Consider the following 15,887-nt stretch of genomic DNA (forward strand, 5'->3'; position numbering starts at 1 on the left):
GTGGCAGGTCACGCCAACGAAAAGAAGCGTTGGTTGCGCAGCCGCGCCAAAATCCATCGCTGCGCGACTTGCACCGCAACTTCGACCTTTGCCTTATCTTTTGGGCGCCGCGGCCGGGCTGCGAGATGGCCGTGCCGTAATGGCTTGCCATCTCGGCATAGGTTCGGTTGAGGCCGGGATCGTGGCGGTCGGGATGTGAGCGGCAAGCCAAGGCCGTCAGTCAGCGTGGCTCATTGGCATAGTGCAGCTCACCTTACCGCCCGCGCGGACTTCACTTCGAAGTCACGGACCAGTTGTTGAAATTGAAGTTCTTTCCCCCCGGGGACGAGGTAATCTCGACGCCGTATTGGACGCTACCGACGTTTATGTCGCCAAAGTACCCCTTCGACTTGATCCACTGCAGGATACTCTTGATGTCCACTGTCCCGCTGTTGGTCTTCGAAGTGCGCAGCAATGAGATGACCTTGTGACCATCGGAGCCTTCGCCTTCAAACACGTTCCAAGTCGCCCCGCCTACATTGACATTGCTGTAGACCGGAATCGCCGCACCGGAAGGGGCATAATGATATGAAATGGGCTTAACGTTGCCGCTCCCGTCCGAGTTTCCGGTGTAGTTTGTCCAGAGCATTATCTCATGTCGGTCTGAGCTGTCCCAGATATCGTAGGCGACATCCCAGGCGCCGCCAGTGGGAACTTCCTGATTGAAGCTCGAGCTCAGAGTGTTGATTGAGCTGAGCGGTTTCCCGATATTGAAAGCCACGTGCGGATAGCTCTTGATGCCAGGAGTATTGGGCTGGTTCGACCACACGCTCCACCGGTTGGCTGCACTCACCGAAATCGTCTGAGGCCCAGGGTGCGGGCCCCATACGTCGTTGTTCCAAGAGTAGCCATCGCGTGAAAAGCTTCCGTATGGAGCGCTCGAACGCCAAATCGGCGTCTGTGCCGACACAGGCCCGGCAGATGATAATGACCGGGCTTCATTCGCGGCCTGCCTAAATAGATCATGATCCTCCTGTGTCCGGACGTAACCCGTTGGAGACCCTTGCGCGCCGGCACCGCTTATCCGATTGGAATCCATAAAGCTCTCCTTCCTGATAACAAAATCTCCTGCAGATCCACTAGCGGGCCCCCTAGTTCAGCATGGGCGGCATCGGCATCTAGAGACCGGGCTTGAATGCTAGGAAGGTTGGCTTTCGAGAAGCTGACGAGCTCGGGAAGAAGGGTGGACCCGCGCCCGGATTTGCCGTCTTTCGGATGACAGCAGCCTGGCTGAGACAGTGGCAACGATTGTCCGTCGTCAGACAATTTGAGACTGATCAGGCTTTTCGAGAAGGGAGGCTCTGGCTCATCAGGGGGCATCGTCAACTTAATCGACCGCCGAGCCGAAGGAGGCGATTCTCAGAGGTCGAGAGTCGGCGATAGCGCTTGTCATGGAGATCTCGCGCCAAGTCGCAAAGGCTCGCTCGCGCGAAGCACGACGGAAGTCGGCGGTGGCGGCTCCGGGATAGGGGATGTGGAAAAGGTTCGCGACCTGATCGTGAACGGACAGAAACCGTTGAGCCTGACGGGACGATTTGAAGCGCGTCATGATCCGCTCGCGTCGCCGCGTCGGCTGATGAGAATTCTCGGCCCGATTGTTGAGAGCTTTGTGCTGGCGATGTTCGACGTGTAAGCCCATCTTCGCCCTCGCAGCGCCGTACGAACGCGCTTATCCGTGATCATAACGCGCGGCGGCGTGCCGGCGGATTTCAAGAGCTTCTTCATGAGCCGCTGCGCAACGCGCGAGTTTCTTCGGCGCTGGATCAAGACGTCAGGAACGAAGCCACTCTGGTCGACAGCGCGCCAGAGCCAATGTTGTTCGCCCGCGATCGAGATAACGACTTCGTCCAGATGCCATTTGTCACCGCGAGGGGGAGTGCGCTGGCGGATCCGATCGGAGAACGGCTTGCCGAATTTCCGTCCCCACTGGCGCACGGTTTCATAGGTCACGCCAATGCCACGCGCCGCCAGCATTTCCTCGACCATCCGCAAGCTTAAGGGAAGCCGGAAATATAACCAAACGGGATAACTGATCACTTCCGGTGCGATGGCGGCGATAAAGAGGGTCCCGGGCGGTCTGCCGGTCGTCTACCCCTCCGCCGCTCCAATTCGTTAATTTGACGGTACCGTTCAATGGACTGTCCCTGTCGAAGGTTGCGGCCGATCTTGCGGCGCACGCCGTCAACGGCTGGCCGCCGGAGGTCATCAACGATTTCGGCAATCTCGGCTTTGTCCGACCTGCTGGCATCGTGTTTCTCAGCAACTTATTCGCATGGATGAGCGCTCATCAAACCAAAATCACGCTCACCAACCTCATTGGCAAACGCCGTCAGGTTTCTGGACGACTCCCTGTTCTTCGAGCAGCATTGCGGCGCAAAGTTTCGCCCGGATGCCTCACCACGGTCGACAACGCGACCACTGATGAGGATCGCTCATCAGCGATTGCCATGGCTGGCTGGAACACAACCTTGCTCCTTGGCTGGCTGCGCGCCTGTCGATCTCTCCCGCGAGCGGCGTGTACAACCGGCCGGTAGCCGCCATGCCCATCTGATCGCGGGCATCTGGACCGGGTTCAAGGGCGACCGGGGCACCAAGTCCAAGCCGGCCCCCGGCCCTCACCTCGTTTATGGCTTCCTGACGACCGATGAGGAGCGCGACGTATGGATGCGCGCGCCGCGGGATGAAGCAAAGGCACTGCAGCGGCCGTTGCCGGATGATGCGCTGAAGATCGTGATGCGCGGCGCGGATAAGGAAGATCAGCCAACAGCAGGGTAGCGATGCTTTAGCGCCGCAATCGGTATGGTGTTATGGGGACAAGAGGTCTGATGTTGTTCAAATCGCCAACAACGGCCGTGCTCATCATCAGCGCACGCCGATGGCCGAAGCGTTGCATTTCTGCAGGGCGCGGCGTTCGGCATTGCTGCGAACTGCCCGAAACTTCATCTGTATACGAAAGCAATCGCTCAATCGAAAAACGGTATCCGAGGAGTTCGCCAAGGCAACGCAAAGGAATTTGCAGAGGGCGCGTTTCTGTTCCACGAATTGCTAACTGGCGGAAAAGGAGACGAATGTGATGGCGGCCCGTGCACCTGCGATAACGTATGCGGCCTTCGCCCCGGTACATGCTACTTCGTGATTGAACCGTCGGAGGTAAAGCCCTGAGTCCGCAATGCTTTAAGGCAGCACCTTGACGAGATTGGCCCGCTTGCGTGCAGCCAGCTCGACAGCAGCATCGCGCGCCGCTTTGAATGTCATCACTTCCGCTGGCGCGTGCTCATGATCCTTCTCGATCATGGATGAAGCCGCCAAGGAAGCTCGATCTTAGTCAGCTTTTCGCAAGCTGCTCCTGCTAGCATGAAGAGGATAGGTCATCTAGGCGACGCCGCTATCCGGGTGTTACGACATGAACGCAGACGCAGCCGATATCAATGCAACAGCGTCGCAGGTTGGCGCCCCCTCCGACACCGCCGAGAACGGCGGCGATGACACGCGTGCAGCGCTACTGCGCCGAGCATTCGAAAAGGCTCTCGTTTCCGTCGCGACGCAAGTCATAAGCGATTCGCAGTCGGATATGGATGAGGCCATGAGCGAGCTTGATGATGGATGAGCCGATGGTCGGCGCCAGATAGCGATACGGCCGCCTGGTGATTGAATCGAAGACGTGCCAAGTGAGACTTGGCACACGCCAGCAGTTAGATGCGCATTCTATGATCTTTCAGGTCCGCTGCGAACTGCTCCGCGAATCCGAATGCACCTGGATCTTTTTGGCAGCGGGCTGCTGCGACGTCCCTTTGGCGTCCCCAACAGCAGACTTTGACGGAAATGGTGATGCTCAAAGCCATGGCGCCTCCGGCTTCGTGAGAGGATGATGGATGTTCTGGGAGCGCAAGGGTTCACGCCCGGCTTCGTAGGCTAAAGACAGGCAGGGCTCAACGCGAAACAGTGGCTTATGCTTTTGAGCCGAGGGTAGATCGCGCCGCCGAGGCCGTCCCCAATCCAATCTACGATCTTGGCCGGGATTTTCGCTGCGACGCCTGCATCTGCAGGACGTTGACGTGCAGACAGACCTGAGAGCACCGTTCCCGTGCAGCGCCTCCATCGCCGGCAACGCGCCGCAGCAATTCTAGCCGGGTAGCCGGGCCTGGAGGCCCTCCGCCCGTTTGTCGGCGCCAAGGCTGCGATTGCCAAGACAATCTGGCTGTTACCGTCGATCCTAAATCGATAGATCGCCAAGCTGCCCTTCTCGCGGCCGTTTGGCGAAAATGAAAGGCGGGCGCTAGCGCCCGCTTCCACGAGTTTCCGACATCCCCGGGATCAGGCCTCATGCCGGCTGTGCATCGCGACCGAAAATGCGCCGGAACATGGCCTCGCGCATCATCGTCTTGAAATCCGGCGGCGCATCCGGGTTCTCATTGTGGTTGATCACCGACTGCGTCACCTTGCGTCCGGAGTTGTCAACCCACCCCTGATTTGTCTCATGGATTGTCTGAGCTCCATCGGACGTCAGCTGATCAAGCGTTCGCCCAGCATTAGACTGCGTGACCTTCAGATTGTTTTTCCCATCCTTGTCGTCGCCGAGTCCCTCCACAACCATGGCATTGTCGCCGTTGGTGATGGTGAGCTTCGAGGAGATGGTTTTTCCCTTGCCATAATCGACCGTGTCCACCGTAATCTTCGTGCCGTCGTCGAGCTGGAAGGTCATACCTTTCTTGAAGTCGAAATCGTCCTTGCCGTCGCCATTAGCATCGACGTGAGGATCGCCGTGGATCCTCGAGACATGGCCGGTCTGGTTGTTCCTAACGGTCCAGGTGCCGTCCTTCTCATCGGCCGTGATCGTATACTTATCACCAAGGTTGATCGTCGCCTTGCCGTCCTTGACCTCGTGCGACCACACTGGCGCTGGCTGAGATGACGGCGCTGGCGTCTGAGCGACGGCAAACGGAACCATCGCAAGAGGCGGCGGTGGAGGAGGAACGAAGAACACGGGTGTTGCACTGGCAGGCGTTGCGCTTGCAGACTGGTAGTTGCCCGGCGCGCGACCCTGTTCGCCGGCATCGATACTCGCCTGATTCACCACGCCGCCGGCGCCATCGACCCAGCCTTGGCCGCTCTCATGGATCGTCTGGGCACCATCGGGTGTCAGCTCATCAAGAGTCATGCCAGCGTTGGACTGAGTCACCCTCAGATTGTTTTTGCCATCCTTGTCGTCGCCGAGCCCCTCCACAACCATCGCGTTGTGGCCGTTCGTAATGGTCAGCCTTGAGGAGATGGTCTCACCATTACCGTAGTCGACATTATTGACGGTAATCTTGGTCCCATCGTCGAGCTGGAAGGTCATATCTTTCTTGAAGTCGAAGTCATCCTTGCCGTCCCCGTTAGCGTCAACATGGGGATCGCCATGGATCTTCGTGACATGGCCGGTCTGGTTGTTGCGGACGGTCCAGGTGCCATCCTTCTCATTGGCTGTGATCGTATATTTGTCGCCGAGGTTGATCGTGGCCTTGCCATCCTTGACCTCATGCGTCCATACCGGATCGACGGAAGGCTCCGAACCCGAACTTTGCTGGCTCAACAGCATGAAAGGAGGAGGCGGAGCCATCATGTACACGGGAGCAGCCACGACTGGAGTGACGACCGCCGGAGCCACGACAGCGGTTGTGACGCCACCTGCAGGAACGACCACCGGAGCGACAACGACGGCAGCGCCTGCCGGCAGGTACTGGTAGGCACCCGGCGTGACATACTGTCCCAACAGTGTGCTGAAAGCTGGGCTGGCAACCACCCCCTCTGACCCCACCCCATTCACCGTCGAATCGAGTGCGCCGACCACGGGGAGACCGGCCACGGGAAGATACGCCATTTAGTTCACTCCTGATTGCATCGAAGAAAGCGGTAAAACTGCGAGCGTTATGCGCGCATCAACAGGAAGCATTTCAGGCCGCACCCTTGGCCCGATGGTGAGCGAATGAATGCCTCTCGCCACCAGCCCCGGCAGCCTCGATGAGCCCCCTCTCTCATCACCTTCGCAGCGGCTCGGCGCGAGCATATCGCGCCCATCGAACTCGCAGGGACTCTACCTGCAGCACCTGTCGAAAAGCTGACGACAATGAACCACCGACTGAGCATCGCAACCCTCGTAGCATCCGAGGGGTGCGGATCGCATGGTTGCTCGCGGCGGCCGGCCGTCACGACGGACCATCTCAGGCAACTATCGACGCCCGCCGATCACATGTGATACGTCGCTTCGTTAACATCGATCGACTGTCCGATGTCGGCTGCGCCGATCGGTCCTGTTGCATGCGAGATTCACGCCGCTTGCTCTTGATGCAACAATCATCGGGACCGAGAGGCATATCATTCTGTCGATAAGTGACGCGGTCGCCGCAATTCCGCCAGTCACTCCAGCGGATCTGGGAAGCAGCATTCCAACCGCTCCGGCCACGCCGCTATTGCCGCCAGCGGCGATCCGAAGATTCCGGACGCGATCTGTGGGGATACGGGCGATCACACCAACAGCCTCTACAGCATCAGCGCGCGGCCCTAACCAGGCTACCGCCCCACGCCATGAGTCTCCAAAGACTTCAGATTGGATGACTCAGCGCTGATCGACAAACGCCACAGCCAACCTGTTGGCCGATCGATCCAAGTGCGCGCCTGACCGCGCACGTAGGTCAGAATTTCGCTGCTAGCCTCACTAGCACTACTTTGGCAGATTGTTGATTTTGCCGCGTTTTATAGGATTCCCGAATCAATTTTTCAATGATTCATGGGTGGTCGGCTCTTGGAGGGCTGACCATGCCGGGATGGGAAGACGAACTCGAACGCTGGCTGATGCCGTTCTTGGACCGGCTGGGTCATAAGACCCGGCAGCGGATGTGTCCTCTGTATGTTGCGGGATTGATCGGTCCTGGCGATCGCAAGAGCGTTCAGCCGATGGCGGAACGCCTTGTCACGAGCAACTACGACCAGTTGCACCATTTCATTGCCGACGGTGTCTGGGACGCGACGCCGCTGGAGACAGAGCTGCTCAACCAGGCGGACCGACTCGTCGGCGGCAGGGATGCGGTGCTGGTTATTGATGACACCTCACTGCCGAAGAAGGGTGAGCGATCGGTCGGTGTTGCGGCGCAATACGCATCGGCTCTCGGTAAAACTGCAAATTGCCAAACGCTGGTGTCTTTAACGCTTGCGCGCGGCGAAGTGCCAGTGATGGTCGCGTTACGTCTCTTTCTGCCTGACAGCTGGACAAGCGACATGCCCCGTTTGAAGCGCGCTCGCGTGCCAATCGAACACCGAACGCCACGGTCCAAGCCGGAGATCGCTTTGGCCGAGATTGACCGCGCGATGGCAGCCAACATGCGCTTTGGATGTGTGCTGGCGGATGCAGGATACGGCCTCAGCGCACCGTTTCGACAAGGGCTAACAGAGCGCGGGCTGGCCTGGGCGGTCGGTATCCCTCGGCACCAGAAAGTGTATCCCGTCGATGTGAAGCTCATTTGGCCGATCACCAAAGTCCGTGGCAAACCACGAAAGCACCACGTGCCCGATATCTTATCGATTGCGGCAGAACAAATGCTGGCCAGCGCCAAATGGAAAACCGTGAGTTGGCGTAGCGGGACGAAAGGTCGGCTCAAAGCCCGATTTGCTGCCCTCCGTGTCCGCACCGCCGACGGCCCTCCGCAGCGGATATGGGATAAAGGTCAGCAGCATCTCCCAGGCGACGAAGTCTGGCTCATTGGCGAGCAACGTGCCTCCGGGGAGAGCAAATACTATCTCGCCAATCTTCCGGCGACGACGGATCTGCGCACGCTGGCCGCCACCATCAAGGCACGGTGGATTTGTGAGCAGGCGCATCAACAGTTGAAGGAGGAGCTTGGACTTGATCACTTCGAAGGGCGATCATGGCAAGGTCTTCATCGCCACGCCCTTATGACAATGATTGCCTACGCCTTCCTGCAACATCGTCGCCTCGCATACGCGGGGCGGAAAAAAAAGAATCAACGGGCCTCCGCCTCAACCAACCATGCCCGCCGTACGCCATGCCATCGTCGATCTCATCCTTCGGCCGCCGCCTCAGCAATGCCCATATTGCCGAAAGCAAATCCTTGAAAAACAGCGGCCAAAACACAATCTGTTCGCGGTAGGGACACCCATCACTGGGCGCCCCCCGCGCAGATCCCGGCGAGCCCAATTAAGGCACCGGGCTCCTACCTCGGGTGTTTGACGGCGAAGCGCAGCTTCGGCCATGGATGAAGGATGCGAGCCTTGGGAAGCCAGTCGTCGGTGATCTGCGTTATGCGATCCCAGGTCAGACAGGTCCGCTGACTGCGCCGCCGAAGCGTACGCCTCCAGAGATCGGTCAGGTAGAACCGAAACGCATTGAGCGCTCGGCCATTCGTCGGAACAGCAAAGTACGCAAAGTGGCCGGTCAAGACCTGCCTCAGCCATCTCCCCTGTGCAGGGATCGGCCAGTGCATTCGGCGCCTCAGCTCCTCCTTGATTTCGCGGAGTTTGGTTCGCATGCGGTCGCCACGGGTCTTCCGTTGAAGCTGGAAGCGCCCTCGGCGTGATTTGCCGCAGATAAACGTGAACCCCATGAACGCAAAGGTTTCCGGCTTTCCGAGTCCGCGCTGCTTGCGTTGAGCCGCCGCATGGCGACCAAACTCAATCAGGCGGGTCTTGGCCGGATGGAGCGTCAGCTCGAACTCCTCCAGTCTCGCGCGCATCGCGTCAAGGAAACGACGTGCGTCATCCTCGCGCTCAAAGCCGACTACTACATCGTCCGCGTAACGCACGATGATCATGCCGCCGGAGACCTCGCGCTGTCGCCAGCGTTTGGCCCACAGGTCGAGAGCGTAGTGCAGGTAGATGTTGCCAAGGAGCGGTGAAATCACCGAACCTTGACCCGTTCCCCTGTCATCAGCGGTTACGACGCCGTCTTCGAGAATACCCGCCTTCAGCCATTTCTGAATGAGGCGGATGATGCGCTTGTCGCCGATCCTATGTTCCAAGAAGCGAACCAGCCAAGGTTGACTGACTGCGCCAAAGAAATTTTGGATGTCGGCGTCAATGATCCAGTTCACCTGCCGCGTCTCGATCGCTGTGCAGAGCGCGTCCAACGCATCATGTGGTCCTCTGCCGGGCCGAAACCCGTAGGAAAAGCCACAGAAGTCTCCTTCGTAGATGGCGTTGAGCACGATGACGGTGGCCCCCTGGACGATTTTGTCTTCGAGAGCCGCGATCGCTAACGGACGCTGCTTGCCGTCTGCTTTTGGTATGTACGTCCGGCGAGACGGTTGCGGGCGGTACGTTCCTCGTTGGACCCGTTTGTGCAGATCGGCGAGCCGGGGCTCGAGATCTTCCTCGTAGTCCTGCCACGTCATGCCATCCACTCCGGGAGCAGCCCTACGCCTGAGCGCAAAGAACGCCGCCCGCAGTGTATCGACATTGATGTGGTGAAAGAGCGCGGTGAACCGGTCCTTCTTCCTCAGCCTTGCGGCTGTCCGTACGCGGTCCAGCGACTGGGTCATGCGAGCCCGGCCCTGTGTCCGGTGCATGCGCTGCTGTTCCGCGTTTCCCTTGGTCCCCGGCCTTGGCTCCGCCCACTCCGCCGCCAGTAATCCAGCTTTGTTCGTCGGCTTCTCAGCTACTATGCCAGAGTCAGACTTCTCCGTGTCATGCATCAGCGGCTACGGCTCCTCGCCTTCCCGCTGCGGACCACCTCCTCCGAGGAGGAAGATGGCCGACCCGGAGATATCCCGGTTCCCGTACAAGGAGCTTCCATGCATGCCAGGGTCTACGACCACGCCGGGTTGGACGGGTGCTCGCAATTGCGCACTCATCCATGTTGCCTTCCGCTCTTTGGACAGCGTCGGCTCCCGAGATAACACTGTTTCGCGGCTCAATGGCTGGCCTGCATGCTCCCCTACCGACGCTTCGCCGACACCCTCGCGGACGCCTGCGCACGGCTCGGGGCCGATGTGGTTCGCTACACCTTCATCGCAATGGACTTTCACCATCTCCTCCTTGCCGGTCTCCCGGCGCACCCAAAGTAGTGCTAGGGTCCAGACTCAATTGAGCCAATATGCGACGAGAGCGGCGAGATGAACAGCGGCCAAAAAATTACGGGCGAGCTTGTCATATCGCGTGGCGATGCGCCGGAAGTCCTTGAGCCTGCAAAAGCAGCGTTCGATGACATTTCGTCCTTTGTAGGCGCGTTTGTTGAAGCGATGGATGACGACACGGTTAGATTTATTGGGGATTACGGGCTTGGCGCCACGACGAATGATTGCGCCGCGAAGCTTGTCGCCATCATACCCTTGGCGAGGAGCACGCTCATGGGTGGCGCGAGCGCCAGGACATCGGGAGCCGCAGCGATATCGGCATCCTGGCCTGGAGTCAGATGCAGGACGACCGGCCGGCAGAGCGGATCGCTCAGCGCATGGATTTTTGTCGTGCGGCCTCCGCGCGAGCGGCCGATTGCTTGATTGTGCTCCCCCCTTTTCCGCCGGAGGCACACCGGTGAGCTTTAATCGAGGTCGAGTCGAGCGACAGTACGACGCCGTCTTCGCCAGGCTTGGCCAGCGCTTCGAAGATTGCGCACCATCGTCCTCGCTTGGCCCAGCGATTGAAGCGATTGTAGATCGTCGTGTAAGGGCCGTATTCACGTGGACAATCACGCCATCGTGCACCCGATTGCAGCATGTGAATGATGCCGCTGACGATGCGTCGGTCGTCGTCCCGATCCGGCCCCGTCAGTCCCCTCGGCAGATGCGGTTCGATACGCGCCCATTGCCTGTCGTTCAGCCAAAACAAACCAGCGCGCATTCTCTCGCCCCCGAATCAACACGTAGGCAAGAGAATCACGTGGCGCTATTTAGGTACAGACCCTAGGTGAGGTTGCAGCTGCCGGCAGGTGATGGGCTGCTGCAAAGGATCGACCTAATCACCCCGACCGAGACTCGTCAGCTTCTCGAAAGGTAGCGCGCCTAGCGTGAGGCTGCTGAACTCTAGGCGAGCACGTCTATTGAGACGTAACAAGACGAGCATAGGAGAAAGCGATGGCCGCCGAAAACAAGAACGCCGGCAAAACGGACAACGTACAGCCCAAGACCGTTGGTCTCGGCAAGAGCGCCGAACTGAGCCTGAGAAGTCTGGGGGGCGAGCACCGTCTTTCTTTCTATTCCTGCCCCTCGTATCGTCGGCCCGCCCGACGTAGCAGGCCACAACTAACGACTATCATAAAGAAAGGTGAATAGACATGGCGGTTAATAGTGTTGGCGGTAACGGCGCCGCTCCTGCTACCCAGCAGACCCAGGATGCCGGTTTCCAGAACCAGATGGCTGAGTTCGAGCGTGTTAGCCAAAAAGTTCAGGCCCAGGCCGTGGCAATGCGCAGAATTACGACCGAGCTCTCTTCTGAGAAGAAGGTCGCCGACGAGCGCGTCCAATAAGTCTGCCAAGACGGCGGCTCAGCGCGTCGCTACCGGATCCGCGCAGTGAATGACGAACTCCGGAAGAGCCGTGCGGCAACTGCCGTACGGCTTATCTCGTTATTCAGGACATTATCCTGAACGAATCGATCTCTCGAGTTTGAAGTGCATAGCAAAGCCGAGGGGAAGACGACCGCCGTCAGCATGTGAGTTGGCGCGGGGCCCGGCGCCGATCGGCACGTTAAGCCGTTGACATCATTAATCTGGGCAGGGTCATTCCATCCGCCGATTCACACAAAGCGCCTGATCGCCCGCGGCGAAGCGCTGCGCGCGATCGATGGCGACACTCGCGCCTGACTAGGCGCCATGCGTCAGGACGATCGGCTCTTTCTCCGAGAAGTGCGTGCGCGAGCGGGCGAACTTCTTGACGCCCATCGGCTTGCCGAACAGGTAACCCTGGACCTGATCGAAATCCATCTCATGTGCGGCAAGAAAGTCCGCGCGCGTCTCGCCCCCCTGCGCAATAACCTGCGCGCCGGAGTCGTGTGCGAGCTCGACGATACGCCGGCACACCGTCTGCTTGAGGCGCTGATCCGGCAATCCCAGCAAGGATGGCCACTTCGCGCCGACATTGTCGATCGAGATGCGGATATTGTGCAGGCGAACGCGCCGGGCGACATCGATCGCCAGGTCGAGATTGTCGATCACCTCGGCGCTGTCGATCTCGATCAGCAGGCCGGCGAACGCCGCATGATCCGGAATCCGGTAGCAAAGCTCGCGCACCGCAGCATCGTCGGCCAGAAACGAGATCGGCAGGTTGATCGAGAGATCGACCGGTCCGATCTGCCCGAGCAGATAGCGCCAGTCCTCGATCGCGCGCGCGATCACGAACTCGGACAGCGCATGAAAATGCGGATCGCTTTCGTCGGGGATGAAGTAGGCAGGCGGCACGACGCCCCATGCGGGATGGCGCATCCGGATCAGCGCCTCGGCGCCGCTCGGAACCAATGTCCGGAGATGAAGTTTCTGCTGATACCACAGCTCGAGCGAGCTGGCTTTCAGCGCTTCGGGCACATCCACTGCCGGGCTCGGTGCGGGCTCGAGCGGCATCAATGACGCAAGAATCGTCGACAATTTGTGGAAGGGCTCGCAACCGGAGACGGTTGAGATGTATTTGGCGAGCGACTTTGAACACGGCGCCTTGCCGTCTCCTCAATCCCAGCGATGCCGCCCTTCACCTTCTCGAAGGCGGCCGTGAAACAATCACCCCACTGGTGACGAGCGCCTTCATCGCGGTCGATACTGCGGTGAGCGCGGTCCCCAGGAAGCCGCGGCTGCATCGACGGACAAGGCATCGAAGACTCAGAAGGATTTCAACTTTTCGGTGATGGGCGGAAAAAACGTGGTCGATCAGTTCATTGCATCGCAAAGCAAGTCGCCGGAGGGAATGAAGGCCGAGGTGGCAACCTATGGACTGCTTCCCGGCGCAATGGAGGCGATGAAGCTGCAATTGCAAACGGAGTCGATCGCGCGGGCGAACAACACCGCGATCACCGCCGCGCAGCAGGTGCAGCTCGACCTGCTGAAGCAGAAGACTTCGGAATACGCCATGACGCTGGCCGGGCTCCAGACGATCCAAGCGAACTTGACTCCCTCTGAGAGTTACCTACAGGAGCCTAAGATCCAAGCGCAATTCAACGCCAATACGATCAGTGCGCAGCAATTCCTGGATGCGCAACAAAGGCTAGCGGAGAACGCCCAATCGACGTGGAACACCGCCGGCGCCTCCATGGCGGGCGAATTTGCACAACTCTCGCAGGAATTCGGCAAGCACAGCATGGCTATGGCGACGGCGGCTAAAGCGTTCGGCATTGTCGAGGCAAGGATCAACACTTACACCGCCTTCACGAAGGCGTTGGCATCGGCCGTGCCGCCATTCAATGATGCGTTGGCTGCGGGCGTGCTCGCTGCCGGTATGGCCAAGGTCGCCGCGATCAGCTCTATGTCGATACCTAGCTTTAGCACCGGCGGCTTCGTCTCCGGCGCTGGGACAAGCGTCTCGGACAGCATTCCCGCAATGCTTTCCAATGGCGAATTCGTTGTGAATGCCGAAGCTACGCAACGCAACAGGCGGGAAATCGCCCAGCAAAGCGGTTCTCGTCAGTTTCATGCGCGTTTCGCGGGATCGTGAGCGCGGATTTCAGGGGATCGTGAGCAACGATTTCGCAGGATCGTGAGCAAGGCTTTCGGAGCCTTGCAGCGCTTCGGCCGACAACTCAACCGGCTTAGGGATGACCTCGTGGTTAACGAGGAAGTCCAATGCCTACCCAGAGATTGTCGATGCGCCGGATCAAGGAAGTCCTTCGGTTAAAACATTTTCAAGGCCTGCCAGAGCGGGCCATCGCGCGGAGCGTGGGCGTCAGCAACGGCGTTGTGCACAGCTACCTGAGCCGCGCCCGCTCTGCTGGGTTGAGCTGGCCGCTTCCGGAGGGAATGACCGATGAAGACCTGGAGCTTTTGCTTTTCCCGGCCCCACGACCAGCGTCTCAGAGCCCGCAGCGGCCGGTGCCCGACTGGAGCTACATCGATAAAGAGCTCCGCCGGCGCAACGTAACCCGTCGCCTGCTCTGGGAGGAGTATCGCGCCGTTAATCCCGACGGTTTCGGGTACACGTGGTTCTGCACTACCTACGAGGCCTGGAAGGGGCGGGTCCGACCTTCGATGCGGCAGATTCATCTGGGCGGCGAGAAGGTGTTCGTGGATTTCGCCGGCGACACCATCGACATCGTCGATCCCCTGACCGGGGAAGTGCAGCCGATGAAGCTGTTCGTCGCGGCGATGGGCGCTTCGAACTACACCTACGCCGAGGCCTGCCCCAGCGAGAGCTTGGCCGACTGGATCCGGGCCCACGTCAACTTGTTCACGTTTTTGAGCGGAACGGCGACGTTCGTGGTCTGCGACAACCTCAAAGCCGCCGTCAGCAACCCCGACCGCTACGATCCCGGCCTCAATCGCACTTATGCCGAGATGGCGAGCCATTACGGCACGGCCATTCTCGCCGCACGGCCGCGGCGCCCAAAAGACAAGGCGAAGGTCGAGGTCGCGGTGCAAATCGCCCAGCGCTGGATTCTGGCCCGGCTGCGCAATCAGCGCTTCTTTTCCCGGGCCGAGCTCAACGCCGCCATCAAGACACTCGTCGACGAACTCAATGCTCGTCAAATGCGTGGCTTCGGCTCAAGCCGCGCCGAACTGTTTGCCGAACTCGACAAACCCAAGCTAACCCCGCTGCCAGATCAGCCTTATGCCTTCGCACGCTGGAAGCGCTGCCGCCTCGCTCCCGATTATCATGTCGAGGTCGACGGCCATTGGTACTCCGCGCCGTATCGTCTGATTGGCGAGCTGGTCGATGCCCGTATCGACGATCGGACGGTCGAGATCTTCCACAAGGGCCAGCGGATCGCCAGCCATGCCCGCGCGCCCAACCGACGCGGACACACCACCATCGCCGACCACATGCCCAGCGCCCATCGCCGCTACGGCGAATAGACCCCCGCCGCGGTGATCGCCGCCGGCGAGCGGATCGGTCCTTCGACAGCAGCGTTTTTCCAGGCCGTGATCGACGCCCGGCCCCATCCAGAACAAGGCTTTCGAACCTGCCTTGGCATTCTGGCGCTCGTCAAAAGCTACGGCGCCGACTGACCGGAATGGCCAAGGCCTTCGAGGAGCAGCGCCGATCGCCCGATCTCGAAGCCCTGCCGTTCGAAGATCGCATCGGCCTGTTGGTCGACCGCGAAGCCGCCGAACGCGACACCAGGCGGCTCACCACGCGCCTCAAGATCGCCGCACTGCGCCAGACTGCTTGCGTCGAGGACGTCGATCTGCGCACCCCGCGGGGCATCGACCGCGCCGTTTTCGCCAAACTCGTCGAAGGTCGCTGGATCGATCGCCACGAGAATTTGCTCGTCACCGGGGCAACCGGCCTGGGCAAAAGTTGGTTAGCCTGCGCGCTCGGCCACAAGGCCTGCCGCGACAACCGATCAGTCCTCTATCATCGCGTTCCAAGGCTGTTCGAGGCGCTCGCGCGCGGAGACGGACGCTACGCCCGGCTCCTCAAAAGCCTCGGCCGCGCTCAGCTTCTGATTTTGGATGATTGGGGACTATCGGTGCTCACCGCCGCGGAACGCCGCGATCTGCTCGAAATCCTCGAGGACCGACATGGCCGCGCATCCACCATCGTCACAAGTCAGCTCCCCGTGGACACCTGGCATGGAGCCATTGGGGACCCCACGGTCGCCGACGCCATTCTCGATCGCCTCGTCCACAACGCCCACCGCCTCCAGCTCACCGGAGAAAGCATGCGAAAACGCAGCGCCAAAACCATCACCCTTGACGGCCAACCAGAACACTGACTCTATCT

9 protein-coding genes and 5 pseudogenes are annotated in these 15,887 nt (G+C 59.9%); 7 read left to right on the forward strand and 7 right to left on the reverse strand.

Features of this window, described 5'->3' with window-relative positions; genetic code table 11:
• Positions 1–14: 14 nt before the first annotated feature.
• The 3 genes and pseudogenes from AAFG50_RS37115 to AAFG50_RS37125 all read right to left on the reverse strand — a co-directional run.
• Positions 15–193 (reverse strand): annotated as a pseudogene (locus AAFG50_RS37115) (IS21 family transposase); the annotation flags it as partial.
• Positions 194–271: 78 nt separating this feature from the next.
• Complete coding sequence (locus AAFG50_RS37120; protein WP_011084471.1) at positions 272–1,078, reverse strand: hypothetical protein; 807 nt, start codon at positions 1,076–1,078, stop codon at positions 272–274.
• A gap of 288 nt (positions 1,079–1,366) precedes the next feature.
• A pseudogene (locus tag AAFG50_RS37125) lies at positions 1,367–2,173 on the reverse strand (IS6 family transposase).
• Positions 2,174–2,592: 419 nt separating this feature from the next.
• Here AAFG50_RS37125 and AAFG50_RS37130 point away from each other — a divergent pair.
• Positions 2,593–2,814 (forward strand): annotated as a pseudogene (locus AAFG50_RS37130) (hypothetical protein); the annotation flags it as partial.
• A gap of 628 nt (positions 2,815–3,442) precedes the next feature.
• A complete protein-coding gene (locus tag AAFG50_RS37135) occupies positions 3,443–3,646 on the forward strand; it encodes a hypothetical protein (protein ID WP_011084467.1) in 204 nt (67 codons plus the stop codon).
• A gap of 714 nt (positions 3,647–4,360) precedes the next feature.
• Here AAFG50_RS37135 and AAFG50_RS37140 read toward each other — a convergent pair.
• Positions 4,361–5,899: a DUF1521 domain-containing protein gene (locus AAFG50_RS37140; RefSeq protein WP_014498039.1), complete on the reverse strand. Its 1,539-nt coding sequence runs from the start codon at positions 5,897–5,899 to the stop codon at positions 4,361–4,363.
• Positions 5,900–6,798: 899 nt separating this feature from the next.
• Between AAFG50_RS37140 and AAFG50_RS37145 the strand changes: the two genes are divergently transcribed.
• Positions 6,799–8,148, forward strand: a complete 1,350-nt coding sequence (locus tag AAFG50_RS37145) for an IS701-like element ISBj6 family transposase (protein ID WP_038951335.1) — start codon at positions 6,799–6,801, stop codon at positions 8,146–8,148.
• A 98-nt stretch (positions 8,149–8,246) separates the two neighbouring features.
• On the opposite strand, the gene ltrA is transcribed toward AAFG50_RS37145, so the two are convergent.
• Both ltrA and AAFG50_RS37155 read right to left on the reverse strand, forming a co-directional pair.
• A complete protein-coding gene (gene ltrA, locus AAFG50_RS37150) occupies positions 8,247–9,569 on the reverse strand; it encodes a group II intron reverse transcriptase/maturase (protein WP_342714084.1) in 1,323 nt (440 codons plus the stop codon).
• Positions 9,570–10,109: 540 nt separating this feature from the next.
• Positions 10,110–10,888, reverse strand: a pseudogene (locus AAFG50_RS37155) (IS5-like element ISBj2 family transposase).
• Between the two features lie 411 nt (positions 10,889–11,299).
• Here AAFG50_RS37155 and AAFG50_RS37160 point away from each other — a divergent pair.
• On the forward strand, positions 11,300–11,491 hold the full coding sequence (locus AAFG50_RS37160) for a hypothetical protein (protein WP_014498042.1): 192 nt from the start codon (positions 11,300–11,302) through the stop codon (positions 11,489–11,491).
• Between the two features lie 336 nt (positions 11,492–11,827).
• Here AAFG50_RS37160 and AAFG50_RS37165 read toward each other — a convergent pair whose 3' ends face one another.
• Positions 11,828–12,550, reverse strand: a complete 723-nt coding sequence (locus tag AAFG50_RS37165; RefSeq protein ID WP_231166593.1) for an EAL domain-containing protein — start codon at positions 12,548–12,550, stop codon at positions 11,828–11,830.
• 322 nt (positions 12,551–12,872) lie between these two features.
• Here AAFG50_RS37165 and AAFG50_RS37170 point away from each other — a divergent pair, with 322 nt between their 5' ends.
• From AAFG50_RS37170 to istB, 3 genes and pseudogenes are all read left to right on the forward strand, one after another.
• Positions 12,873–13,661: a hypothetical protein gene (locus tag AAFG50_RS37170; RefSeq protein ID WP_231166594.1), complete on the forward strand. Its 789-nt coding sequence runs from the start codon at positions 12,873–12,875 to the stop codon at positions 13,659–13,661.
• Positions 13,662–13,789: 128 nt separating this feature from the next.
• Positions 13,790–15,166 (forward strand): annotated as a pseudogene (istA, locus tag AAFG50_RS37175) (IS21-like element ISFK1 family transposase); the annotation flags it as partial.
• A gap of 8 nt (positions 15,167–15,174) precedes the next feature.
• The gene (gene istB / locus AAFG50_RS37180; RefSeq protein ID WP_038952402.1) at positions 15,175–15,879 is read left to right on the forward strand and encodes an IS21-like element ISFK1 family helper ATPase IstB; all 705 of its coding nucleotides are present in this window, start codon (positions 15,175–15,177) and stop codon (positions 15,877–15,879) included.
• Positions 15,880–15,887 lie beyond the last annotated feature (8 nt).

The sequence above is a fragment of the Bradyrhizobium sp. B039 genome (assembly GCF_038965675.1).
Lineage (GTDB): Bacteria > Pseudomonadota > Alphaproteobacteria > Rhizobiales > Xanthobacteraceae > Bradyrhizobium > Bradyrhizobium diazoefficiens.